This window comes from Novosphingobium piscinae (assembly GCF_014230355.1).
In the GTDB taxonomy this organism is placed as follows: Bacteria; Pseudomonadota; Alphaproteobacteria; order Sphingomonadales; family Sphingomonadaceae; genus Novosphingobium; species Novosphingobium piscinae.
Window position 1 is genome coordinate 326,753 of record NZ_JACLAX010000001.1, and the last position, 23,320, is coordinate 350,072.

Consider the following 23,320-nt stretch of genomic DNA (forward strand, 5'->3'; position numbering starts at 1 on the left):
GCAGTCCGTTCCAAGGCCCGTTCAAACGCTCAATAACAATCATTCTTGATCAATTCCACTAAAAAGTCTATCAGTCCCAACCACGGGCGCACTGCCGCCGCTGGCCAGACAAGGGATGCCATGAACGCCGAAACCGCCATTTCCGCCGCTGCCCTGCCCTTTGCCGTGCCGACCAGCCGGTGGGACGACTCGGTAGCCGGAACGCTCTCGCCCGCCGAGCTGCTGCTCTACCGCTCGAACCTGCTCGGCTCGGACCTGACGGTCACCAACTTCGGCGGCGGCAACACCTCGGCCAAGCTGACCGAGACCGATCCCCTCACCGGTGAAGCGGTCGAGGTGCTGTGGGTCAAGGGCTCGGGCGGCGACATCGGCTCGATGAAGCTCGACGGCTTCGCCACGCTTTACCAGCACAAGCTGCTCGGGCTCGAGCAACACTATGGCGGGCCGGACGACGACGACAAGATGGTCGGCTACCTGCCGCACTGCACCTTCAACCTGAACGGCCGCGCCGCCAGCATCGACACTCCGCTGCATTCGCTGCTGCCCTTCGCCCATGTCGACCATGTCCACCCCGATGCGATCATCGCCCTCGCCGCAAGCTCGGGCGGGGAGGCTGCGACGCGCGAGATCTGGGGCGGCAAGATCGGCTGGCTCGGGTGGAAGCGGCCGGGCTACACGCTGGGCGTGATGCTGCGCGACTATGTCGCGGCCCATCCCGGCGTCGAAGGGGTGATGCTCGCCGGTCACGGCATCATCTGCTGGGCCGACAGCGCCAAGGCCTGTTACGAGCATACCGTGCAGTTGATCGCCGATGCGGCCAACTACCTCAACGCGAAACTCGCCGGCGGCCCGGCCTTTGGCGGCCGCGCGGTCGCGCCGCATCCCGACCGGGCGGCGATCGCGGCCGACCTGATGCCGCGCCTGCGCGGCTGCATGACCGGGGTACGGCGCAAGCTGGGGCACTTCTCGGACGATGCCGAGGCGCTCGAGTTCGTCGGCTCGGTCGATTTCGCCCGGCTTGCCGCGCTCGGCACCTCGTGCCCGGACCATTTCCTGCGCACCAAGATCGCGCCGTTGACGCTCGATCCGGCGCGGCTCCAGGACGATGCCTACCTGGCCGAGCAGATCGCGGCCTACCGCGCGATGTACGCGGCCTATTACGAGCGCTGCAAGCGGCCGAATTCGCCCCCGATGCGCGATGCCAATCCGGTGGTCGTGCTGGTCCCCGGGGTCGGCCGGATCACCTTCGCCACCGACAAGACCACCGCGCGGCTGGCGGGTGAATTCTATGGCAACGCGATCAACGTGATGCGTGGCGCCGAGGCGATCGGCGACTACATCGCGCTGGACGAGCAGGAGGCCTTCGACATCGAGTACTGGCTGCTCGAGGAGGCCAAGCTCCAGCGCATGCCCGCGCCCAAGCCGATGGTCGGGCGGATCGCGCTGGTCACCGGCGGTGCCGGCGGGATCGGCGCGGCCACCGCGGCGCGCTTCCTGCGCGAGGGCGCCTGCGTGGTCCTGGCCGACCGCGACGCCGCCGCCGCCGAGGAGGTGCGCGCCGGCTTCGCCCGGCAGTTCGGCGCCGACGTGGTCCGCGCCGTCGCCTGCGACGTGACCGACGAGGCCCAGGTCAAGGCCGCGTTCGATTTCGCCGCGCGCGAGTTCGGCGGGCTCGACGTGCTGGTCGCCAATGCCGGCATCGCCTCGTCCGCGCCGATCGAGCAGACCACGGTCGAACTGTGGGATCGCAACTTCGACGTGCTCGCCCAGGGCTACTTCCTGACCGCCAAGCATGCCTGGCCGCTGCTCAAGCGGATGAAGGACCAGGGCGGCAGCAGCGTGGTCTTCATCGGCTCGAAGAACGCGGTCGCCGCGGCGGCCGGTGCCTCGGCCTATGCCTCGGCCAAGGCGGCGGCCAACCACCTGGCCCGCTGCCTCGCGCTGGAGGGCGCGCCCGAGGGGATCCGGGTCAACGTGGTCAACCCCGACGCGGTGATCCGCGGCAGCAAGATCTGGGACGGCGACTGGCGCAAGGAGCGCGCGGCATCGAACAAGGTCGATGCCGGCGAGGAGCTCGAGGCGCACTACCGCAACCGCTCGATGCTCAAGCGCGATGTCGTGCCCGAGGACATTGCGGAGGCCGCCTACTGGCTGGGGTCGGACTTGTCGGCCAAGTCGACCGGCAACATGATCAACGTGGATGCCGGCAACGTCCAGGCCTTCACGCGCTGAGGCGGCTGCCACCGACTTGCATCACCGACCGTCCTGCTGAACTTGTTTCAGCATCCATGGTGCGGGATGCCACGGGCGGTGCGGCCGGAGAGATGGACCCTGAAACAAGTTCAGGGTGACGAAGAACAAGAGACGAGGTGCCCTGATGATCCTGCCTATCTCGGCCGACCTGATCGCCGAACACAATCACGCCCACGCCGCTGCGCTGGACGAGGACTATGCCGCGCTGGGCCGCAAGCTCGCACGGGTCGGAATCGACATCGAGGCGGTGAAGGACCGCGTCGCCGGCTTCTCGGTGGCGGTGCCCTCGTGGGGGGCGGGCCGCGGCGGCACGCGCTTCGCCAAGTTCCCGATCCCGGGCGAGCCGACCAACATCCATGAAAAGCTGGAAGATTGCGCGGTGATCAACCAGCTCAGCCGGGTCACGCCCCGCGTCTCGCCGCACTTCCCGTGGGACAAGGTCAGCGACTACGGCGCGCTGCGCGAGGAGGCGGCAAGCCTCGGACTCGGCTTCGACGCGGTGAACTCGAACACCTTCCAGGACCAGCCCGGCCAGGCCCACAGCTACAGCACCGGCTCGCTCTCCTCGACCGTGGCGGCAACCCGCCAGCAGGCGGTCGAGCACAACATCGAATGCATCGAGATCGGCCGCCAGCTCGGCTCGACCGACCTGACCGTGTGGGTCGGCGACGGCACCAACTTCCCCGGCCAGCAGGACTTCGCGCGCAGCCTCGACCGCTATCTCGAGGCCGCCGCCCAGGTCTATGCCGCGCTGCCCGATGACTGGCGCATGCTGCTGGAGCACAAGATGTTCGAGCCGGCGTTCTATTCCACCGTGATCAGCGACTGGGGCAGCTCGATCCTGGCCGCGCAGGAACTCGGCCCCAAGGCCAAGTGCCTGGTCGACCTGGGACACCACGCGCCCAACGTGAACATCGAGCAGATCGTCGCCCGGCTGCACCGCTTCGGCAAGCTCGGCGGCTTCCACTTCAACGACAGCAAGTACGGCGATGATGATCTCGATTCGGGCTCGATCAACCCGCACCAGCTGTTCCTGGTGTTCAACGAACTGGCCGAGGCCGAAGCCAATCCGCGGGACGGTTTCCGCCCGAGCTACATGATCGACCAGTCGCACAACGTCACCGACCCGATCGAATCGATGCTCTCGAGCGCCGAGGCGATCGCGCAGTGCTATGCCAAGGCCAACCTGGTCGACCGCGCCGCGCTGCACGCCGCGCAGGAGGCCAACGACACGATGATGGCCTTCCAGGCGCTGCGCCGGGCCTACACGCTCGACGTCTCGCCGATCCTCGCCAAGGCGCGGGTCGAGGCGGGCGGCGCCTATGACGTGCTCGCGGTCTACCGCGACAGCCGCTACCGCGACCGCAAGGCGCAGGAGCGCAGGGCCGTGGGACTCGGCGCCGGGATCGTCTGAAGCCCGACCGGCCGGGAGCCCGCGCGGCGCTCCCGGCCGGGTCGGTCAGCCCGGTGGGTCGATCAGAACTCCGACCATTCGTCGAGCGCGAGGTTGCCGCTGACCGGCGGCGGCTGATGCCGCGGCGCGGCCGGCGGGGTCTCGCGGATCACCCGCGGCGCGGGCTGCGTCATGGCGCGCGGCGCCGCCGCCGCATCGCGGCCGATGCGGAAGCTGGCAAAGGCATTGGCCAGCTGACTGGCCTCGCGCGAGAGGTTGTGCGTCGCCGCGTTGGTTTCCTCGACCATGGCCGCGTTCTGCTGCGTCATCTGGTCCATCGTGCCGATCGCGCCATTGATCTTGCGCAGGGCCTGGCTCTGCTCACCGGCGGTTTCGGCAATGGTCGAGACCGAGGTGCTGACCGTGCCGACGCGGGTGATGATCGCCTCGAGCGCGGACCCGGTGTCGTTGACCAGCGCCACGCCCGACTGGATATGCCGGGTCACCGCCTCGACGCGCTGCTTGATCGCATTGGCGGCCTCGGTGGCGCGCAGCGCCAGCGCGCGCACTTCGGAGGCGACCACCGCGAAGCCCTTGCCCGCCTCGCCGGCGCGCGCTGCCTCGACCCCGGCGTTGAGCGCGAGCAGGTTGGTCTGGAAGGCGATGCCGTCGATCATCGTGGTGATGTCCGAGATCTCGGCGCTGGCGCGGGCGACGTTGTCCATCGCCTCGATCGCCCGGCCGACGATCTGGCCGCCGGCCTCGGCCTCGCCGCGCGCCTCGACCATCGAGCCGCTCACGCTGGCCGCGATCTTGGCATATTCCTCGATCTGGGTGGTGAGGTGATCCATCGCCGACGAGGAGGCCTGCAGGCTCGCCGCCTGCTGCTCGCTGCGGGTGGCGAGGTCGGTGGTCGCCTGCTGGATCTCCGACGAGGTCAGGTTGATCGCGACAATGCTGTCCTTGACCAGCCCCATCGCCTCGCACAGCCGGGTCATCGCCTCGTTGAAGTCGTCGGCCACCGCCTGGAAGGCGGGCGGCACGTCGACGATGCGCACCGACAGGTCGGCATGGGCCACCGCGGCCAGCCGTTCGCCGATCAGCGCCATCGCCCGCTCGCGGTCGGCCACGGCGCTGGCACGCTCGATGGCGGCATCGCGGAACACCAGCACCGCGCGGGCCATGTCGCCCAGTTCATCGACCCGTTCGGTGCCCGGGATCGCCACGTCGTTGCGGCCGTTGGCCAGCGCCGACATGGTCTCGGTCAGCTGACCGATCGGCCGCGCGATGGCGTTCGACAGGCGGCGGGCGAGCAGGAAGGCCAGGCCGATCAGGGCACTGCCGCCCAGGCCCAGAGCCACCCAGGCGAACACGATCGCCCGCTCCTGGCGCTGCGTCTGTTCGGCAATCTCCTTGGCCTTGGCCTCCTTGATCTCGCGCAGCGGCAGCACCGCGGCGCTGATCAGCACCGCCTTGCCAGCCGCGCGGATCGCCTCCTGCGCGGCGTCGCGCTGACCCGCCTTGACCAGCGCGACATACTTGTCGCCCCAGTCGGCGCGCCACTTCAGCGTCTCGGTGCGCGAGACCCGGACCAGCTCCTGCAGCGCCGGCTCGGCCAGCCGGCTCTCGAGCAGCGCCGAGGTCTTGTCGTAATCGTCGCGGCCCTCGTAGTAGGACTTCAGGTAGCTCTGGTCGGCCGTCACCAGGAAGCCGCGCAGCTGGCTGTTCTGGCGCAGCAGCGCGGTCTCGAGGGCCAGCGTGTCCGCCAGAACGTCCTGGCTGGCCGTGTTCCGCGTGGTCACGCTGGATACCATGGCAAGGCTGACGCCGAACACGACCATCATGATCGCTGCCGTGGCGATCAGGCTCACGAAGGACAGGCCGAGACGGCGGGGGATGCTCATACGATCAAACACGGGACCCTGTTTCCTTGGTTTGGGACCGGCACGGCGGATGGCCGATCCGGTCAGAACGAGAAGCGTAGCGAGCCGGTGACAGTTCGCCCGTTCATCACCTGGGCATTGGTCAGCCCGCCGGCGGGAATGGCTGCCGAGGCGAGCTGGACGATTGCCAGCTTGTTGAAGACGTTGAAGGCGTTCAGTGCCAGCTGGACACGCTCGATCGGACGGAACTGGAGGAACGGGCTGACCAGCACGTAGCCGGGCTGCTTGAGGATGTTGCTGTCCTGGGCGAAGCTTTCGGCCGTGCCGTTGACCACGGCGCCGAAGGTCACGCGCGAGAACTCCACCTGCGGCACGGCCTGGAAGGCGAAGGTCGGGATGTGGCGCGGACGGTTGCCCTCCAGCGCCGGATCGGTGCGGTCCTGGTCGATCCTGGCATCGGTCCAGGTCGCTCCGACGGTCAGGGCGAAGGGCCCGCGGCGCACCTCGCCCTCGAACTCGATGCCCTTGGCGGCATAGGTGCGGTTGATCGGGATGACGATGACCTGGCCGGCGTTGTCCGCGCCGATCTGGTAATTGCGCTCGCTGGTCGAGGCCCAGAAGCCCGTGACATAGGCGGTGAGGCCGCCCTGGCGGAACTTGGCGCCGGCCTCGGCCTGCTTGACCGGGCTGAACGCGGTCGACGGATCGATCAGGGCGCCCGAGGCCGGATTGAGCGAGCCGGCCCCAAGGATGCGCTCGGCATTGGCGCGACCACCGCGGCTGTAGCGCGCGAAGACCGAGAAGGTTTCGGCCACCCGGTAGTTCACCCCGGCCGAGTACGACAGATAGTCATAGTCGTAGTTCACCGTGGACGGCTGGCTGAGCGGCAGGATCGCGACCTTGGTCTCGGCCGTCGTGACGACCCCATCGCGGTCGATGTCCAGCGTGGTCCCGCCGGGACCTTGCAGCGAGGCCGAGAAGATGTTGCCCCTGACCTTGCCGGTGTCCCAGCGCAGGCTGCCACCAATCGCCAGCTTGCCGATCTGGTAGTTGGCCGAGGCATAGGGCGCCGCGATTCGGTAGGTCAGGTCGTAATGGGTGTGATAGGCCGACAGCGGCACGGCGAAGCCGAAGCCGTAGGCGAAGACGCCCGCATTGCTCAGCCGGGTCCCGCCAGCGCTGGTCAGATCGAGCGGCATGTTGCGGCCGCCGCCGGCAAAGTCGTTGAGCGTGTTGAGGAAATTCCAATACATGTCGACCGACTGTGACGACAGGTAGACACCGCCGGTGGTGGTCAGCTTGCCCTCGCCTGCCGTCCACACGCGGCTGGCGCGCAGATCGTTGGTCATGTTGTCGATGGCATTGAGGCGCGCGGTGATCTTGATCGACAGCGCGGCCAGCTCGGCGGGATTGAAGGCGCGGCCGGCATTGGGTCCGGCAGCATAGCTGAACGATGCGCCGGGGCCGGCGAGGATGGTGCCGAGAACGGCGGCCGGGGCCTGAACCATCGGGATCGATTCGTTGTACTCGCCGCCGATCGCCGCAAAGCGGAAGCGGTTGCTGACCGTCCAGCCGGCCAGATCGACCTGGGCCTCGAAGCCGATCGCCTTGCTGATGCCGCGCAGGCCGTTGCGGCCGTCGAAGGTCGTCGGGTTGTTCTGGTCATCCAGACCGGCGTTGCGGGCCGTGAACGGGGATTCGTAGACCGCGCCCCGAACGCTGTTGCCCGGCAGGTCATTGACCACGACCTTGTCGTTGGTGCCGGTCAGCAGCACCGGATAGAGCGAATAGTTGGGCTGCCGGTCGTCGAGGTACTTGCCGTAGAAGCGGATGTAGCCGCCGTTGAACTGCTTGGTGACGTTCAGCTTGACCTGCCCGCCGCGGAAGCCGGTGTAGCCGATCGCGCGCGGGCCCTCGCCGTCGCGGTAGAACCCGCCGACATGGAAGCGCCACCCACCGCCCAGCGGGCTGCCATAGGCGAAGTCGGCACGCTTGAGATCGAAACCGAGGCCGCTCGACAGCTGCACCACGCCGCCCTCGGTCTCGCCGGTCTTGGAAATGAAGTTGACCACGCCGCCGGGCGAATTCGACGCGAAGGTCGAGGCCGAGCCACCGCGAATCGCCTGGACCTGCGACAGGGTGAGATCGGCGCGGATGAACTGGTCGGCCGAGGCGAAGTGCAGATCGCCGAATTCGAGCACGGGCAGGCCGTCTTCCTGGATCTGCAGGAACTTCGAGCCGTCGGCCGCCAGCGGCAGGCCGCGGACCGTGATCGCCGAGAACCCGTCGATGTCCGAGGTTTCCGAGCGGATGCCGGGAATGCGCTGCATGATCCCCGCGACCGAGCTGACCGAGAGCTTGGCGAGGTCGGTCTCGTCGATCACACTGGCCGAGATCGCGGTATCGAGCAGGTCGCGGCCCTTGGCCACGCCGGTGCTGAAGGTCTTGGCGGCGGGCGCCTGGGCCTGGGACGTGGCCGCGCGCGGGGCCTCTCCCTCCTGCTTGGCCGCCTCGTCGGCGGCCAGCGCGGGGGACGCGATGGCGCCCGCGAGCAGGGTGGTGGCAAGATAGGGCCAGGAACGCATCGGCAACCTCATGTCATTACGGTTGTCATGCTCCTAACCATGCCGCGTTAAGGGAGCGGCTTTCCGCAATTAGGGGTTATTTCGAGGGCGGAGGAAACCTGAATTGGACGTTAAGGCGAACCCAAAGACAAACGCCTAGCGATCATTGTGCCGATATTGATGGCAAGCCGGCATGAACGCCGCTCTCCCCTTCGTCGGAAAGCCCCCGTCTTGTATTCCTCGTCCATCGTCTCCTCCACCGCGCTCCCTGTGCGGAGTCCTCGGCGCATCGGGATGCAGCTGCTGATCGAAGCCGACAAGGCGCGCGGCTTTGGCCAGATATTCATGGCCGGGGTCTTCGAGAGCCTTGCCCGCGTGCTGCCATTGGCACCCGATCTGCTCCAGATGCTCGAGACCTGGCCGGGCAACCTCGCCGATGCCGGGCTGATCTTCCGGCTCAACGCTGGTCTTCATGCGCTGGCCCGGGGCGATCGGCACCCCGGTCTTGCCGCGATCTACCGCGGCGCGGTGCGGATGACCGAGCCCGATCCGCTGGCGCTGGACCTCGCCCTGACCATCGCGCTGTGCGAGGGCGAGGACACGTTGCGGCACTGGCTGAGCGGGCCGACCCAGACCAACGAGGTCGCGCGGATCGCCGGCCTCGCCGCGCTGCTGCTCGAGCTCGATGCCCGCCGGCCGATGGAGACAGAGCTGCTCGAACTGGGCGCCAGTGCGGGACTCAACCTCAATCTGGCGCGCTACGACATCCGGCTCGGCGGCGGGCGCTGCGGCGAGCCCGGCAGCCCGGTGCAGATCGCCCCGCGCTGGCTCGGCCCCACCCCACCCGCGGCCCGGCTCCGTCTCGGTGCCACCCGCGGGGTCGATCTCAATCCGCTCGATGTCCGCGAGGCGGCCGACAGCGAGCGGCTCCAGGCCTATATCTGGCCGGGCGAGCCGGCTCGTTCGGCGCGGCTGCAGGCGGCCATCACGCTGGCCCACCGCCACCCGCCCCAGGTGGCCCGCGGGCGGGCCGGGAGCTGGCTCGGCGCGGCCCTCGCCGAGCCTCAGGCCGATGGCGTGCGGCGCGTGGTGTTCCACTCGATGGTGCTGCAGTACCTGCCTCCGGCCGAGCGCGAGACCCTGGCCGAGACCCTCGCCGCAGCGGGCGCCGCAGCGACCCCGGCGCGGCCGCTGGTGCGCGTCGGGCTCGAATGGAACGACGATCGCAGCCGGGTCGACGTCACCGCCACGCAGTGGCATGGCGGGTCCGGCTCGGGGCAGCCGGTGATCGTGGCGCACTGCCATCCCTATGCCGAATGGTTCGAGTGGCGGGGTCTGCCGGACTGAGCGCCCGTCACCCACGGGCCCGGCCGCACGGAATCAGGCGGGCGGCGCCGATTGGCGCAGCTCGGCCAGCACGATCCGGAAGGCCGGAGACAGGTTGCGCCGATCCGGATAGTACAGGTGATGCCCGGCAAAGGGCGGACACCAGTCGTCGAGCAGCCGCACCAGCCGGCCTTCGGCCAGATGCGCGCGGATCGCGGCGTCCTCGATTACGCAGGCCACCCCGTGACCGGCCAGGGCGGCGCGCAGGGCCATCGCGGAATCGTTCACGATCAGCGCCCCTTCGACCCGCACGTTGAGGGTCTGGCCACCGCGTTCGAACTCCCAGGCATAGAGGTTGCCGCGGGTCGCCATGCGCAGGTTGATGCAGCGATGGGCGATCAGGTCGCGCGGGCTGGCGGGCGCAGGATGACCGGCGAGATAGGCCGGGGCGGCCAGCACCGCCATGCGCAGGTCGGGGCCGATCCGGACCGCGATCATGTCCTTCTCGAGGCTTTCCCCCAGACGCACCCCGGCATCGAAGCGATCCGTGACGATGTTGGTGAGCGCTCCGTCGACCGACAGTTCGACCGCGATCTCGGGATAGCGTGCCAGCACCCGGTCGATCGCCGGCCACAGCACGGTCTCGGCGGCATGGCGGCTCGTGGTGATCCGCACCAGCCCGGCCGGGCGCTCCTGCAGGGTGGCGATCTCGGCCATGCGCCCGGCGATCTCGGCCAGGGCCGGACGCAGCGTGGCGAGCAGCCGTTCGCCCGTCTCGGTGGGATTGACGCTGCGGGTGGTGCGCGCCAGCAGTGTGGTGCCCAGCCGGGCCTCGATGCGCCGCACCGCCTGGCTCACCGCCGATTGCGAGGTGCCGAGCCTCAGCGCGGCCCGGGTGAAGCTGCGCTCCTCGGCCACGATCAGGAAGGTCGCCAGGTCGGGCAGGTCCTCACGCATGCGACTTATCATCCTGCATAATAGGTTTATGCTGATTTGCCGCTCTAATCGGCCCAATGCAAGTCTGGTACACGGTCACCGGGACAAGCCCCCGCCACCCCGGCGGCGTGGCCAAGGCAAGCGCCTTGCAACCGCCTTGCAGGCGCCTTGCAGGGGCCTTGCCCGGGCGTTGCAGGAGGACGAAGCATGGCACAGCTGAGGGTCAACGGCAGCGAACGGACCGTGACAGCCGCGGACGAGACTCCCCTGCTCTACGTCCTGCGCGGCGAGCTCGGGGTGATGACTCCCAAGTTCGGCTGCGGCCTCGCCCAGTGCGGCGCCTGCTCGGTGCTGGTCGACGGCGAGGAGGTGCGGGCCTGCGTGACCCCGGTCGGCAGCCTTGCCGGCAAGGAGGTGACCACGGTCGACGGCCTGCCCGCGCGCTGGGCCCGGCAGCGCGGGCTGTCGCCGGCGCCCGCCCTGCACCCGGTCCAGCAGGCCTGGATCGACGAGCAGGTGCCGCAGTGCGGGATCTGCCAGTTCGGCATGATGATCAAGGTCACCGAACTGCTCGAGGCCAATCCGCGACCGACCGACGCCGACATCAAGCAGGCCCTGACCACCTCGGGGCCTTCGCCGCACCTGTGCCGCTGCGGCAGCTATGCCGCGATCCTCGAGGGGGCGCACCGCGCCGCGCGGCTGATGGCCGAGGGAGCGGCAGGATGACCGCCGTGGCCCACCAGAGCGACACGATCGCCATCCATGGCGCGCAGCTGTCCGGGTTGAGCCGGCGCGGCTTCCTCGGGGTCGCCGGAACCATGGCGGCGGTTCTGGCGATCAAGGGCGGCCCGGCGGCCGCGGCGGCCGGCAGCGCGGCACCCTCTGCCACGACGGCCGCGGGCTGGATCGAGATCCGCGCCGACAACACCGTGCTGCTGCGCACCGGCAAGTGCGATTTCGGCCAGAGCTCGATCTACACCGCCTACCGCCAGATCGTGGCGGAAGAGCTGTGCGTGCCGCTGGCGGCGATGACCGAGGTGGTCTCGGGCGATACCGACCGCACGCCCGACGGCGGCGGCACCTTCGGCCTGCTGCGCAATGCCCAGAACCTCCGCAAGGTGGCGGCGCTGCTGCGCGAAGCGGCGCTGGAGCTGGCAAGCCGACGGCTTGGCGTGGCGCGCGCCGCTCTCAGCGTGCGGGACGGCATCCTGTCTGGCGGAGGCAAGGCGATCACCTATGGCGAACTGGTGCGCGGCGAGGCCCTGCAGCTGACCATCCCGCTGTCCGGTGACCTGACCATGCCGCTCGGCCTGCGGGTCGAAGCCAATCCGCCGCTCAAGCCGGTCAAGGACTATACGATCATCGGTCAGCCGGTGCCCAATCCCTCGCTCCCGCCGAAGATCGCCGGCGAGACAGTGTGGGTGGGTGACGTCAAGCTGCCGGGCATGCTGCATGCCCGGGTGATCCATCCGGAAACCCTGGGATCGACCCTGATCGAACCGGGCCGGCTGGACCGGGTGGCGTTCCCGGGTGCGCAGCTGGTCCGGCTGGGCCACCTGCTTGCCGTGGCCTCGCCCGATGAATGGGAGGCGGTCCAGGCGGCGCAGGCGGTTGCGGCCGGCACGCGCTGGTCGGACTGGCAGGGCCTGCCGGACCAGGCCGACTTGCCCGACCAGATCCGCCGCAGCGTGGCCGCAGAGGCGGCCCCGCCGCGCGAGGGGCGCGCCAATGCCGGCGATCCGGCCCAGGTGCGCGGCGCGCGCGAACATCGCGCCCGCTATGCCATGCCCTTCCAGAAGCATGCCCCGATCAGCCCGATGGTCTCGCTGGCCGACTATCGTCCCGATGGCTCGGTGACCCTGCATACCCACAGCCAGAACCCGCAGCACCTGCGCCGGATGATCGCGCTGATGCTCGGAACCGGCGAAGACCGCGTGGTGGTGCGGACCTATCCCGGCGCGGGGCACTATGGCCGGTCGAACGGCGGCAGCGCCGGGAGCGAGGACGAAGCGGTGCTGTTGTCGCGCGCGCTCGGCCGGCCGGTCCGGGTACAGTGGATGCGCCACGACGACATGCAATGGTCGACCCAGTCCTCGGCCATGGTCGCGGATATCCGCATCGCGCTGGGCGGGGACGGGCGGATCAGCGCTTATGAAGCGACCCATTCCGGTCCCGGCATGCAGGACGACCGGCTGATCGGCGCGGTCCTCGCCGGATTGCCGACGATCGCGCCGCCTTCCGCCACCACGACCTATGGCTTCCAGAGCAGCCTGCTCGCCATCACCGACACCTGGATCTATGGCACCGGCGCCCCGCTGCGCGAGATCGGCAAGGGATGCCGGCATATCGGCCAGCAGCAATCGCCCCATGGTGCCGGCCTGCGCAACCATTCGATGCGCACCCCACTGCAGTTCCAGCAAAACTGCCCGCGCGAGATCGCGATCACCGAGGCAGCCCTGCTGGCCGGCAAGGACCCGCTGCAGTTCCGTCTCGACCATGTCCCCGATCCGCGCTTCCAGGCGCTGCTCATCCGCCTGCGCGACGAATCCGGCTGGACCTCGCGCCCCTCACCGGCTCCCGGCGCCCGGGCCACCGGCCAGCGCGTGATGCGGGGACAGGGCCTGGCCCTGATGCTGCGCGACAACGGCTATTGGGCCTGCGCAGCCATGGTCGCGGTGACCCCGGCCACCGGCGAGGTCAAGGTCGAGCGGATCACCATCGTGGCCGACGTCGGCATCGTCATCAATCCGCTGCAGCTGCGCCGCCAGATCCAGGCGGGCTGCCTGATGGGGGTCAGCCAGGCCCTGTTCGAGGAGGTGCCGTTCGATCGCGGCAAGGTGACCGCGACCGACTGGGCAAGCTATCCGATCCTGACCATGGCCGACATGCCCGAGCTCAAGGTGGTGATCGCCGACAATCCCGGCGTGACCACTTATGGCCAGGGCTCGGAAAGCGCCAACGCCCTGGCCGCCCCGGCGATCGCCGGGGCCGTGCTGGACGCCACCGGCAAGCCGGTGCGGCGCATTCCGCTCCGGCCCGATCTGGTTCTGGCGGCGCTGCGCGCCTGACCGGTCCAGCGGTCAGTAGCGCACCCGGATCCCGCCGCTCGCCGTGCGCGGAGCGCCGGGCTGCACCCAGAGGCGGGCGAAGCTGTTGGTGTAGTAGGTCGTGTCGAACAGGTTCTGGACCTGGCCGAACACCTCGATCCGCGGGCTGACCTGCCAGTTGGCGAACAGCCGCGCCAGGGTGTAGCCGGGCAGCTCGAAGGTGGTCGCGGTCTCGCCCAGCCGGACGCCGACGTGCTGCACCCCCGCGCCCAGCCGCAGCCGGGTCTCGCCGATCGTGAAGGGCCGCGACGCCTGCAGGTTGAACGAGTGGCGCGGCACGTTGATCAGACGATCACCGGAGCGGATCTGCAGCCCGAAGTTGGGATCGAGCACATCCGCCTCGGCCCGCGCATCGACAAAGGCATAGGACAGCAGCACGTCGATCGCGCCGGGCAGCGTGCCCGAGAGGTCGAACTCGACCCCGCGGCTGCCGGCCCGGCCGATCGGCAGCGAAAAGCCGGGATTGCCCGGATCGGTCGCGAGGACGTTGGACTTGCGCAGATTGAAATAGGCGATCGTACCGTTCACCGCGTTATCGAACAGGGCGAACTTGGCCCCCGCCTCGAACGAGCGGCTGGTCTCCGGATCGAAGATCGCGCCTGCAAAGGTGGCGCCGATGTTGGAGCGGAAGCCCTCCCCATAGGCGGCATAGAGCGACAGGTCCGGGCTGGCCGTCCAGACCAGGCCGACCTGCGGGCTGAACCGTTCGAAGGTACGGCTCTGCTCGGTCCCGGCGGCACGGTTGCGCGAGCGCAGCGAGAACCGGTCGAACCGACCGCCGAAGCGCAACTGGAACTGGTCGGACAGGGTAACCTGATCCTGCAGATAGGCCCCGAACGCCTGCTGCACGTCCAGCCGGTTGGTCTGCGGGCCGGGCACCGGCAACGGGAAGCGGCCATAGACCGGGGCCAGCACGTTGATCACGTTGGCCGCCTGGTCGGTGGGGTTGCCGCTGTTCGCGGCCGGACGGAAGCGGAGGAACAGCTGGCCGTTCTCGAACCGGTCGAAATCGGCGCCGATCAACAGGCGATGGCGCAGTCCGGCGACCGTCACATCGCCGGCCAGCTCGGCGCGGAGCACGGCATGGTCGGCATCGTAGTCCCGGTAGCGACGCTGACGCGACAAGGACTGCCCATCGACGAACAGCTTCTGCCGCGCCCCGGCCAGTTCGGCCTCGGTGGAAAAGCCGGTGAGGCGGGTCTGACGATAGCTCCCGCCGAGCAGCAGGCTCCATGCATCGCTGAAACGGTGCTGCAACTGGAGCTGATGGCCGGTGGCACGGGCGCGGATCGGGCCATCGCCAGGCTCGCCGAGGAAGCGCTCGCGCGGGACCCGGCCAAGCTGACCATTGATCGCCAGCACCCCGCGATCGAACGGCACCTCCTGGCGGGCCAGTTCGAGGTCATAGGTCAGCGTGGTATCGGCGCCCAGCTTGACCCCGATGCTTGGCAGAAAGCCGTAGCGCTCGCTGGTGATGGTCTCGCGGAAGCTGTCGGCCCGTTCGTAGTAGCCGATCAGCCGCACGGCCAGCGCCCCGCCCAGCGCCAGATTGAGATCGCTGTCGCCGCGCACCGTGGCAAAGCTGCCATAGCTGGCCGAGGTGGTTCCGCTGGTGGCCCCGAACTGGGCGCGCTTGGTGACGAGGTTGACCGTGCCGCCCGGCTCGCCGCGCCCGAACAGGGCGGCATTGGGGCCCTTGAGGATCTCGATCCGCTCGATCCCGGCCACGTCCCGCGAACCGCCGAAGCCGCGCCCGCCGTTGAAGCCGTTGACGAGGTAGCCGCTCGGCAGGTTCTCATCGCCGACAAAGCCGCGCACCGCATAGGCATCCCACAATCCGCCGAAGTTGTTCTGGCGGGCCACCCCGGCATTGAGATCGAGAGCGTCGGTCAGGCGCAGGATATTGTTGTCCTGCAGGGTCTTCGTGTCGATCACGATGATCGCCTGCGGAATCTCGCGGGTCTCGAAATCACCGCGATAGGCCTGACGCAGCCCGGTCACGGTGATGGCCGAGGCATCGATGGCCGAGGCATCGGCGGCGTCCTCGGCCACGGCAGGGGCAGCCCAGGCGCCAAGCAGAAGCGCCGCCAGCGGCGCGGAAATCGAACGAGACGTCATGGCGTGCCCCCCAGCAGGTTTAGATCGGCATTGCGATACAATGTATCATCTGCGCCCCGATAGCCGGTCCCCCGGCAGAGTCAACAAAATGATATAACGTCTCATTGACAGGCCGATGTCGAGGCGGAATGAAGCGATGATATGATCAGCGAATCCTCTTCCCCTGCCGTCATCGCCTTGTCCGGGCTGACCTTGCGCCGCGGCACCCGCACGGTTCTGGCCGACCTGACGCTGCAGGTCGCGGCCGGCGAGATCTATGCCCTGCTCGGCGGCAATGGCGCGGGCAAGTCGACCACGCTGTCGGTCCTGCTCGGCTTTCTGCGTCCGGATGGCGGGACCGTGACGGTCGCCGGCACGGATCCGGTCACCGCCCCGGATGCCGCACGCCGCCAGATCGCCTTCCTGCCCGAGAGCGTCGCCCTCTACGACCAGCTCAGCGCTTACGAGAACATCGCATATTTCATGGCGTTGACCGGCCACGAACCGACGCGCGGCGCGATGGACGGCGCGCTGGATGCGGCCGGACTGCAGGCCGAGGCGCGGACCCGGCGGGTCGGGGGCTATTCGAAGGGCATGCGGCAGAAGGTGGCGATCGCCATGGCCGTGCTGCGCGATGTCCCGGTGCTGCTGCTCGACGAGCCGACCAGCGGGCTCGATCCGCGCGCGACAGCCGATTTCAACGCCCTGCTGGGCCGGCTCAAGGCGCGCGGCACGGCCATTCTGATGGTCACCCACGACCTGCTCGGCGCCGCGGACTGCGCCGACAGGATCGGCTTCCTCGCTGAAGGCCGGATCGTCGACGAGGTGCGCCCGGCTGACGGGATCGACGTGCTGGCGCTCCACCATCGCTATGGCGAGGCCGCGGCCGCATGAAGACAGTCCGTTTGCTGGCCGGCAACGACTGGCGGCTGATGGCGCGCAGCCGGGTCGCCCAGCTGGCGCTGCTGATGCTGCTGGCCCTGTCGATCGTCGCAGCCGTGACCGCCGTGGCCCACCGTGACGACAGCAATGCCCTGCGCGCCCGGTTCCAGCAGCAGGCCGACCGGGCCTTCGACGGCCAGCCCGCGCGCCACCCGCACCGCATGGTGCATTACGGGCACTTCGTGTTTCGTCCCCTCCCCGCGCTGGCGGGATTCGACCCGGGGGTCGACGGCTTCACCGGCAACACCATCTTTCTTGAGGGCCATCGCCAGAACAGCGCCAATTTCGGCGATGTGCGCCAGTCCTCGCTGCTCGCCCGGTTCGGCCAGCTCACCCCGGCCTTCGTGCTCCAGGCGCTGGCGCCGCTGGTGCTGATCTTCGTGGGTTTCGGACTGATCGCCAACGAACGCGAGCGGGGCACGCTGCGCCTGCTCCGGGTTCATGGCCGCTCCGCCGCCGAGGTGCTCGGCGGCAAGCTGCTCGCCCTGGGCGGGATCGCCGCCGTGCTGCTGACCCCGGCGCTGGCGGCGCTGATCTGGCTGGTCGCCAGCGCCCGCGCCGAGCCGCTCGCCGCCGGCTTGCTGGCGCTCGGCTATATTGGCTATCTCGCCCTGTGGGTGCTGGGGATCGTGATCGTCTCGGCCCTCGTGCGGTCCGCCCGCGGCGCGCTGATCGCGCTGCTCGGCCTGTGGACCCTGACCACCATCCTGGTGCCGCGGATCGGACCCGACATCGCGCTGCGGCTCGAACCCCAGCTGACCCGGCTCGAGACCGATATCGCCATCCAGCGCGACCTGCAGCGCCTGGGTGACAGCCACAATCCCGACGACCCGCATTTCGCCGCGTTCAAGGCGAGGATCCTGGCGCAGTACGGGGTCTCGCGGGTGGAGGATCTCCCGCTCAACTACCGTGGGCTCGTCGCGCTCGAGGGCGAACGCCTGACTGCGAGCCTGTTCGACCGCTACGCCACGGCCCAGTTCGCGCAGCAGCGCCGGCAGGGCACGATTGCCACCAGGCTCGGCCTGCTGAGCCCGGCCGTGGCGATCCGCAGCCTGTCGATGGCCCTTGCCGGGACCGACCTCGAGGGCCACCGGCGATTTCTCCAGCAGGCCGAAGCCTATCGCTACGGCATCGTCCAGCGGCTCAACCGGCTGCAGGCCGAAACCGTGACCTATGTCGACGACGGCAACCGCAACCGCGATCCCGAGGCGGCCCGCCGCGTGCGGATCGATCCGCGGCACTGGCAGGAGGTGCCCGACTTCACCTACCGGCCCGCCAGCCTGGCCGAACGGCTCGCCGCGGCGGCGCCGGGCGCCGGGATCCTGCTGGTCTGGCTCGGGTTGGCTGCGGCCGCGGCTGTCGCCGCGATCCGCCGTCTCGAGGAGACGGTCTGATGGGGCCGGGGGTGATCGGACTGTGGCGCCACGAACTGCGCCTGTTCCTGCGCCAGCCGATGGCGCTGCCGCTGCTGCTGCTGGTCGTGCTGCTGTCCGCGGGCAGCGTCTGGGCCGGGCTGGCCGAGGTCGCTCACCAGCGCGAGGTGATTGCCCGCATCCAGCCCCAGCAGGCCGCGGACGTGGCGGCGGTGGCGGCCTCGGCGGCGGCCGACGGCGATCCCGGCAACGCGGCCTACTACACGCACCATGTCACCTGGGACCCGCCATCGGACCTGGCCTTCATCGCGCTTGGCCAGCGTGACGTCGCGCCCTTCGTGCTGCGCGTCCGCGCGCTCGCGCTGGAGGGCCAGATCAACGAAAGCGAGACCTACAACGCCGAGCTGGCGCTGCCCGGCCGGTTCGACTGGGCTTTCGTGCTGACCTATCTTGCGCCGTTGTTCGCCATCGCGCTCCTGCACGATCTGGTGGCCAGCGAACGCGAGGCCGGCCGGCTTGCGCTGCTGGGGGCGATGGCCCGATCGCGGCGCGGGCTGTGGGCGCGGCGCGCGCTCCTGCGCAGCGGGCTGCTGTTCGCCGCCCTGACCCTTCCGTTGATCGTCGGCGGCCTGATTGCCAACAGCGGCTGGGCGCTGCTGGGCGTGATCGGACTGGCCGCCGCCTACCTTGCCTTCTGGACCCTGGCCTGCCTCGCGGCGGCATGGCTGAGGCTCGGCTCGGTGAGTGCGGCGGCCGCGCTCGCCGCGGTCTGGCTGATCGTCACGCTCGTCCTGCCCGGACTGGCGCTGGTGGCGATCAATGCCGCGATCCCGGTCCGGCAGGGGGTCGAACTGACCCTGGCCCAGCGCGAGGCGGTCCACGGCGGTTGGGACAAGCCCAAGCCCGCCACCATGGCGGCCTTCTTCCGGGCCGAACCGGCGTGGCGCAACACGGCCCCGGTGCGCGGCGGGTTCCACTGGAAATGGTACTATGCCTTCCAGCATCTCGGCGATCTCAGCGTGGCCGAACCGGTGCGCGCCTATCGCGCCGGGTTGGAACGGCGCGATGCCCTGACCCGGCAGGTCGGCTATGTCCTGCCGCCGGTCGGGCTGCAGCTGGCGCTCCACCGCCTCGCGCGGACCGATCTGCAGGCGCAGCTCGCGTATCAGGACCGGATCCGCGCCTATCATGCCCAGCTGCGACGGTTCTACTATGGCTACCTGTTCACCGATCGCCCGTTCCAGGCCGCCGACTTCGCCCGCGCTCCGCGCTGGCCCGAGCCGCCGCCACAGCCCTGACGGCGCCGCGCCCCTTGTAAGCGGCGCGGCAGGCCCCATATCCAGCCTATCGGCTCATTCCCTTGTGCGTAGGCGCGGCCGGCTGAGAGACCATCGCGCTCCCGCTTACATGGAGAGCCCGCTATGGTCGCCGACCCGCCGATCCCTGATTCCCAGTCCGACCTGTCGTCCCCAGCCCGCAAGCCGGGCCGCTTCATCCGCCCCCGCCGGCAGCCGTCGCCGCTGTCGGCCGAAGCCGCGACCCGGCAGGGCACGATCATCCGTCTGGTCTGCGCGCAGATCAGCCCGGTCGATCAGGCGCGGCTGTTCCTCAATACGCACCATGCCGGGCTCGGCGCGGTTCCGCTCAACCTCGCCGGTGAGAGCCCTGCGGGGCTGGCCGTGGTTGCGGCCGAGGTGGCCCGGATGAGCCTGGCCGCCCGGGGACACGGCGCATGAGCCGCGCGATGAACATCGCCCTGCCCGAGCAGAAGGTGCGTGACATGTGCCAGCGGGGCGGCGTGACGATCAGCGCGATCGAGACCCTGCCCGATGGCGGCACCCACCTAGTCTGCCTGACCTCGGAAGGCGCCGAGGAGATGCGCACCAAGCTCGGCAACCACCTGATCGCCCACCGCGTCAAGCGCTTCGCGTTCTACCGCGCCTGACCCTGTGGCAGGATCAGGCGCGAGAGGGTTCAGAAGTCGATCGAGGCGCTGGCCCGGACCGTGCGGGGCTGGCCCTGCAGCAAGGCTGCGGAGAACACGTCGAACGCGGACGCCCAGAACCGCCGGTTGGCCACGTTATCGACCCCGAAGCGCAGGGTCAGTGGCTTGTCCGCGACCACCGCGACATAGCGCGCGCCCAGATCGAAGCGGGTCCATTCGGGCAGGCTCAGCGTGTTGGCGACATTGACCGCCTGCCGTCCGGTGTGCACGACCCGCCCGGTCAGGGTGAACCCGGTGGCCGGCACGTCCCATTCGAGGCCGGCGTTGGCGGTCCATTCGGGCACGCCCACGGCGCGGTTGCCCTGGTTGACGCCCCCGCTGGTCCGGCGCAGCCGCGCATCGACCACCGACAGGCCGCTGATCACCCGCAGCCCCGGCACCGGCTCGCCATTGGCGGTGAACTCGACGCCCTGGTTGCGCTGCTCGCCGAACAGCCCGAACCGCTTGAGCCCGCCGCCGGCATCGACCGCATAGCCGACCGGCAGGTCAATGCGGAACAGCGAGAGGCCCAGATCGAACCCGCCCGCGCGCAGCTTGCCGCCCACCTCGTACTGGATCGACCGGACCGGTGCGAAGACCTGGCCAGCATTGATCACGGTGGCATCGAGCGGCGCGGTAGGACCCTGCTGCAGGCCCTCGATGCGGTTGGCGAACAGGGCCAGCCCGGTGACCGGCTTGATCACCAGCCCCGCAACCGGGGTCAGCGCCGAGCGGTCGTAGACGCTGTCGAGCTGGCCGCCGTTGTAGTAGTTGTAGCTCTTGACCAGCATGTCCTGCAGCCGCACGCCGCCGGTCAGCAGGATGCGGTCACCCCACAGGCCCACCGTGTCCGCGGCGAAGGCCGAGAGCAGCCGGGTGCGGCTGATCGGGAAGGGATCGGCCAGGTTGCCGCCGACAAAGGCGGAGGCCGGGATCGCCACGGTCGCCGGGTTGGTCAGGTTGGTTGCGAAACCGGCGAAGCCCGGGCCATAGAGGAAGTCGAAGGCATTGCGGTTGACCTGCCATACCGCGGCCCCGCCCAGGTTGATCTCCTGGGTGACAGCCTGCCCAAGCTTGACCCGCAGGCCCGCCTGGAACGCGGCATTGTTGTCCGTCCGCGGGACGTAGAGCGCATTGCCGTTGGCCGCGCCGGTCGCCGCGTCGAGCACGGTGATGCCGCCATAGATGCCCTCCTCGCGGCCATCGCGCAGACCGCCAGTGGCATAGAGCATGGCCTTGTCGCCCAGATCCTGCTCGATGCGCAGCACCCCGAACAGGTCGCGCAGCCGGGTATAGGTCCAGGGCTGGGCATAGTTCGCGCTGGCGGCCGGCACGGCCGGCAGGGTGGCGGTGCCGATCGTCACCTTCGGCCGCAGGCCGCGCACCTCGACGTTCTGGTAGCCAAGGTCGAGCGCCACCCTCGTATTGTCGTCACGCCAGTCGAAGGCCGCGCCAAGCGTCGTCGTGCGGCGGAACTCGCCGTCGATCGCCACGTCACCACTGCGGTAGGCGCCGTTGATCCGCACCCCGAAGGCCCCGTCCGCCCCGAACCGGCGCGACAGATCGAGGCTGCCGCCGACGTGCCGGTCGCCGGTATAGCCGAAAGTCGCGCGGGTCAGCGGCTGCTCGCCGGCGCGCTTGAGCTGGAGGTTGACGCTGCCGCCCACCGCCGATCCGCCGGGGGCCGCGCCGTTGAGAAAGGCCGAGGCACCGTTGAGCACCTGCACGCTCTCGAACAGCTCGGGGGCGATCAGCTGGCGCGGGGCGATCCCGTACAGCCCGTTCAGCCCGACATCGTCGCCAAAGAGCGCGAAACCGCGGATCACGAACTGCTCGGCAGCATTGCCGAAGCCATAGCTCGTGCGCACCGTCGGATCGTTCTCGAGCACCTGGCCGAGCGTCAGCGGCTGCTGGTTGAGGATCAGCGCGGCATTGTAGCTGCGGACCATGAAGGGCACGTCCTCGCCGCGCTTGGCTCCGAGCACGCCGAGCGATCCCTCGTCGCTGACCGCCGTCGCATTGGTGCGCTGGGCGGTGACGACGATGTCGGCGGCGGGTTCGTCGGCGAGAGCCGTCGTGGCCGGGACGAACAGGCTGGCGGCAAGCAGAGGGGCATATTTCACGGGCTGACTTTCCGGTTGGACCCGCGCCGCTTCGGGCGCTGGCGGGTGAGGTGGAGGGAGAACAGGGCCAGCGGCAGGGCCAGCGCGGCGGTGCAGACCAGGTCGCGCCAGCCATCCCCGGTCAGCCCGAGGACCAGCCCGCCGAGCGACAGGGCCGCCAGCAGCAGCGGGACCGCAAGCACGGCAGCGGGGCGGCGCGTGGCCGGGCGGGTCATGACATCCCCTGTGAGCGCGGCCGGCGCTTGCCCCACCACAACAGCAGACCGGACCACAGCACCCGGATCGTCGCCAGATCGAGCAGCGCCCAGACGAGCTTGAGCCCAAACCCGCCATAATCACCAAAATGCAGCGGCCGCGACAGCATCAGCGCCTGCATCGAGACCGGCATGGTGCGCAGCGCAGCCAGCCGGCCGGAGACCGCATCGACAAGCGCCGGGGTCAGCAGATGGCTGGTCAGCGGGGTATCGCCCTGGAAGAAGATCGCATAGTGGCGGCCGCTGCTCCAGGCCCCGCCGGGAAAGCCGATGAACTGCGGCAGAAGTCCGCCCCTGGCGGCCTCCGCGGCGGCCAGCGCCCGGTCGACCGAGCCGTAGCGGACCGGGTCGAGCCGCGGCGCCTGCCCGGCTCCGGCCACCATGCTGGACAGCTCGCGCTGCCGCCAGGCCGCGGTCAGCGGATCGGCGAAGGCATTGAGCGCGCCGGTCGCCCCGATCACCAGTGTCCAGCCGAGGATCACGATCCCCAGCAGGTTGTGCTCGTCGAGCCTGGCGATGCGGGACGAGCGTCCCTGCCGCAGCGTGCCGAACGGCAGGCGGCGCATGAACGGCACGTAGAGCACCACGCCCGAGATCAGTGCGATCAGGAACAGGATCCCCATGACGCCCAGGAACAGCATCCCGGGCAGCCCGAGCAGCAGGTCGGTGTGGAGCTTCAGCAGCACGGCCATCAGCCCGTCGCCGCGCACCTCACCCAGCGCCTGCCCGGTCGCACGATTGTAGGAATAGAGCCGCATCTCCGCCGGCGCCGCAGCGGGGTGCGGCCCCACGGTCACGGTGATTTCAGGCGTATCGGAGCTGAATCCGACAAACAACGGGACACCCCGACTGCCGCGATCGGTCCGGTAATCGCCGAGTGCCGCGGCGATGATCGCATCGAGCAGCCGGCCGCCGCGGGCCGAAGGCACCCCGCTCAGCTCTGGCCGAGGGCCCAGCGCGTCCAGTTCGTCATGGAAGATCAGCGGCAGGCCGGTGAGGCACAGCAGCAGCAGGAAGGCGGTGCAGACCAGACTGGTCCACCGGTGGGTCCATTCCCATGCCCTGATCGTGCAGCTCCGCATCGG

Annotated in this window: 17 protein-coding genes; 10 read left to right on the forward strand and 7 right to left on the reverse strand. The window is 69.5% G+C overall.

Annotated features, from left to right (window positions below; genetic code table 11):
- Positions 1–120: 120 nt before the first annotated feature.
- Together H7F53_RS01390 and rhaI are read left to right on the forward strand one after the other, a co-directional pair.
- Complete coding sequence (locus H7F53_RS01390; RefSeq protein WP_185677667.1) at positions 121–2,232, forward strand: bifunctional rhamnulose-1-phosphate aldolase/short-chain dehydrogenase; 2,112 nt, start codon at positions 121–123, stop codon at positions 2,230–2,232.
- A 145-nt stretch (positions 2,233–2,377) separates the two neighbouring features.
- The gene (gene rhaI / locus H7F53_RS01395; RefSeq protein WP_185677668.1) at positions 2,378–3,667 is read left to right on the forward strand and encodes an L-rhamnose catabolism isomerase; all 1,290 of its coding nucleotides are present in this window, start codon (positions 2,378–2,380) and stop codon (positions 3,665–3,667) included.
- A 62-nt stretch (positions 3,668–3,729) separates the two neighbouring features.
- On the opposite strand, the gene H7F53_RS01400 is transcribed toward rhaI, so the two are convergent.
- Together H7F53_RS01400 and H7F53_RS01405 are read right to left on the reverse strand one after the other, a co-directional pair.
- Positions 3,730–5,562 (reverse strand): methyl-accepting chemotaxis protein, encoded by a 1,833-nt coding sequence (locus H7F53_RS01400; RefSeq protein ID WP_185677669.1) that lies wholly within the window; start codon positions 5,560–5,562, stop codon positions 3,730–3,732.
- Between the two features lie 50 nt (positions 5,563–5,612).
- A complete protein-coding gene (locus H7F53_RS01405; protein ID WP_185677670.1) occupies positions 5,613–8,114 on the reverse strand; it encodes a TonB-dependent receptor domain-containing protein in 2,502 nt (833 codons plus the stop codon).
- 273 nt (positions 8,115–8,387) lie between these two features.
- Between H7F53_RS01405 and H7F53_RS01410 the strand changes: the two genes are divergently transcribed.
- Positions 8,388–9,440, forward strand: a complete 1,053-nt coding sequence (locus tag H7F53_RS01410) for a DUF2332 domain-containing protein (protein ID WP_185677671.1) — start codon at positions 8,388–8,390, stop codon at positions 9,438–9,440.
- A 33-nt stretch (positions 9,441–9,473) separates the two neighbouring features.
- Here H7F53_RS01410 and H7F53_RS01415 read toward each other — a convergent pair whose 3' ends face one another.
- Positions 9,474–10,376, reverse strand: coding sequence for a LysR family transcriptional regulator (locus H7F53_RS01415; protein WP_185677672.1), 903 nt, complete (start codon positions 10,374–10,376; stop codon positions 9,474–9,476).
- Positions 10,377–10,562: 186 nt separating this feature from the next.
- Here H7F53_RS01415 and H7F53_RS01420 point away from each other — a divergent pair, with 186 nt between their 5' ends.
- Both H7F53_RS01420 and H7F53_RS01425 read left to right on the forward strand, forming a co-directional pair.
- Entirely contained in the window at positions 10,563–11,081 is a 519-nt protein-coding gene (locus H7F53_RS01420) for a (2Fe-2S)-binding protein (RefSeq protein WP_185677673.1), read from the forward strand.
- The gene (locus H7F53_RS01425; protein WP_185677674.1) at positions 11,078–13,423 is read left to right on the forward strand and encodes a xanthine dehydrogenase family protein molybdopterin-binding subunit; all 2,346 of its coding nucleotides are present in this window, start codon (positions 11,078–11,080) and stop codon (positions 13,421–13,423) included. Before H7F53_RS01420 ends, H7F53_RS01425 begins: the two co-directional genes overlap by 4 nt.
- Before the next feature lie 12 nt (positions 13,424–13,435).
- On the opposite strand, the gene H7F53_RS01430 is transcribed toward H7F53_RS01425, so the two are convergent.
- Positions 13,436–15,580 (reverse strand): TonB-dependent siderophore receptor, encoded by a 2,145-nt coding sequence (locus H7F53_RS01430; RefSeq protein WP_185677675.1) that lies wholly within the window; start codon positions 15,578–15,580, stop codon positions 13,436–13,438.
- Positions 15,581–15,721: 141 nt separating this feature from the next.
- Between H7F53_RS01430 and H7F53_RS01435 the strand changes: the two genes are divergently transcribed.
- From H7F53_RS01435 to H7F53_RS01455, 5 genes are all read left to right on the forward strand, one after another.
- Positions 15,722–16,453 (forward strand): ABC transporter ATP-binding protein, encoded by a 732-nt coding sequence (locus H7F53_RS01435; RefSeq protein WP_185677676.1) that lies wholly within the window; start codon positions 15,722–15,724, stop codon positions 16,451–16,453.
- The gene (locus H7F53_RS01440) at positions 16,450–17,895 is read left to right on the forward strand and encodes an ABC transporter permease (RefSeq protein ID WP_185677677.1); all 1,446 of its coding nucleotides are present in this window, start codon (positions 16,450–16,452) and stop codon (positions 17,893–17,895) included. Before H7F53_RS01435 ends, H7F53_RS01440 begins: the two co-directional genes overlap by 4 nt.
- On the forward strand, positions 17,895–19,172 hold the full coding sequence (locus H7F53_RS01445) for a DUF3526 domain-containing protein (protein ID WP_221773505.1): 1,278 nt from the start codon (positions 17,895–17,897) through the stop codon (positions 19,170–19,172). The genes H7F53_RS01440 and H7F53_RS01445 overlap by 1 nt, the downstream gene beginning before the upstream one ends.
- A gap of 123 nt (positions 19,173–19,295) precedes the next feature.
- Complete coding sequence (locus tag H7F53_RS01450; protein ID WP_185677678.1) at positions 19,296–19,610, forward strand: hypothetical protein; 315 nt, start codon at positions 19,296–19,298, stop codon at positions 19,608–19,610.
- A complete protein-coding gene (locus H7F53_RS01455) occupies positions 19,607–19,819 on the forward strand; it encodes a hypothetical protein (RefSeq protein WP_185677679.1) in 213 nt (70 codons plus the stop codon). Before H7F53_RS01450 ends, H7F53_RS01455 begins: the two co-directional genes overlap by 4 nt.
- A 29-nt stretch (positions 19,820–19,848) precedes the next feature.
- Here the strand turns inward: H7F53_RS01455 and H7F53_RS01460 are convergent, their stop codons facing one another.
- Genes H7F53_RS01460 through H7F53_RS01470 form a run of 3 tightly spaced genes read right to left on the reverse strand, consistent with a single transcriptional unit; the run spans position 19,849 to position 23,317 of the window.
- Complete coding sequence (locus tag H7F53_RS01460; protein WP_185677680.1) at positions 19,849–21,981, reverse strand: TonB-dependent siderophore receptor; 2,133 nt, start codon at positions 21,979–21,981, stop codon at positions 19,849–19,851.
- Positions 21,978–22,196 carry a hypothetical protein gene (locus H7F53_RS01465; RefSeq protein ID WP_185677681.1) on the reverse strand — a complete coding sequence of 73 codons (219 nt, stop codon included), beginning with the start codon at positions 22,194–22,196 and terminating at the stop codon, positions 21,978–21,980. Before H7F53_RS01465 ends, H7F53_RS01460 begins: the two co-directional genes overlap by 4 nt.
- The gene (locus H7F53_RS01470) at positions 22,193–23,317 is read right to left on the reverse strand and encodes a PepSY-associated TM helix domain-containing protein (protein ID WP_185677682.1); all 1,125 of its coding nucleotides are present in this window, start codon (positions 23,315–23,317) and stop codon (positions 22,193–22,195) included. Before H7F53_RS01470 ends, H7F53_RS01465 begins: the two co-directional genes overlap by 4 nt.
- Positions 23,318–23,320: the final 3 nt, after the last annotated feature.

Excerpts from the sequence above, each read along its gene's own strand:
- H7F53_RS01390 (WP_185677667.1), top strand. The coding sequence starts at position 121 with ATGAACGCCGAAACCGCCATTTCCGCCGCTGCCCTGCCCTTTGCCGTG.
- rhaI (WP_185677668.1), top strand. The coding sequence starts at position 2,378 with ATGATCCTGCCTATCTCGGCCGACCTGATCGCCGAACACAATCACGCC.
- H7F53_RS01405 (WP_185677670.1), bottom strand. The coding sequence starts at position 8,114 with ATGCGTTCCTGGCCCTATCTTGCCACCACCCTGCTCGCGGGCGCCATC.
- H7F53_RS01410 (WP_185677671.1), top strand. The coding sequence starts at position 8,388 with ATGCAGCTGCTGATCGAAGCCGACAAGGCGCGCGGCTTTGGCCAGATA.
- H7F53_RS01415 (WP_185677672.1), bottom strand. The coding sequence starts at position 10,376 with ATGCGTGAGGACCTGCCCGACCTGGCGACCTTCCTGATCGTGGCCGAG.
- H7F53_RS01420 (WP_185677673.1), top strand. The coding sequence starts at position 10,563 with ATGGCACAGCTGAGGGTCAACGGCAGCGAACGGACCGTGACAGCCGCG.
- H7F53_RS01425 (WP_185677674.1), top strand. The coding sequence starts at position 11,078 with ATGACCGCCGTGGCCCACCAGAGCGACACGATCGCCATCCATGGCGCG.
- H7F53_RS01430 (WP_185677675.1), bottom strand. The coding sequence starts at position 15,580 with ATGACGTCTCGTTCGATTTCCGCGCCGCTGGCGGCGCTTCTGCTTGGC.
- H7F53_RS01435 (WP_185677676.1), top strand. The coding sequence starts at position 15,722 with ATGATCAGCGAATCCTCTTCCCCTGCCGTCATCGCCTTGTCCGGGCTG.
- H7F53_RS01440 (WP_185677677.1), top strand. The coding sequence starts at position 16,450 with ATGAAGACAGTCCGTTTGCTGGCCGGCAACGACTGGCGGCTGATGGCG.
- H7F53_RS01445 (WP_221773505.1), top strand. The coding sequence starts at position 17,895 with ATGGGGCCGGGGGTGATCGGACTGTGGCGCCACGAACTGCGCCTGTTC.
- H7F53_RS01450 (WP_185677678.1), top strand. The coding sequence starts at position 19,296 with ATGGTCGCCGACCCGCCGATCCCTGATTCCCAGTCCGACCTGTCGTCC.
- H7F53_RS01455 (WP_185677679.1), top strand. The coding sequence starts at position 19,607 with ATGAGCCGCGCGATGAACATCGCCCTGCCCGAGCAGAAGGTGCGTGAC.
- H7F53_RS01465 (WP_185677681.1), bottom strand. The coding sequence starts at position 22,196 with ATGACCCGCCCGGCCACGCGCCGCCCCGCTGCCGTGCTTGCGGTCCCG.
- H7F53_RS01470 (WP_185677682.1), bottom strand. The coding sequence starts at position 23,317 with ATGCGGAGCTGCACGATCAGGGCATGGGAATGGACCCACCGGTGGACC.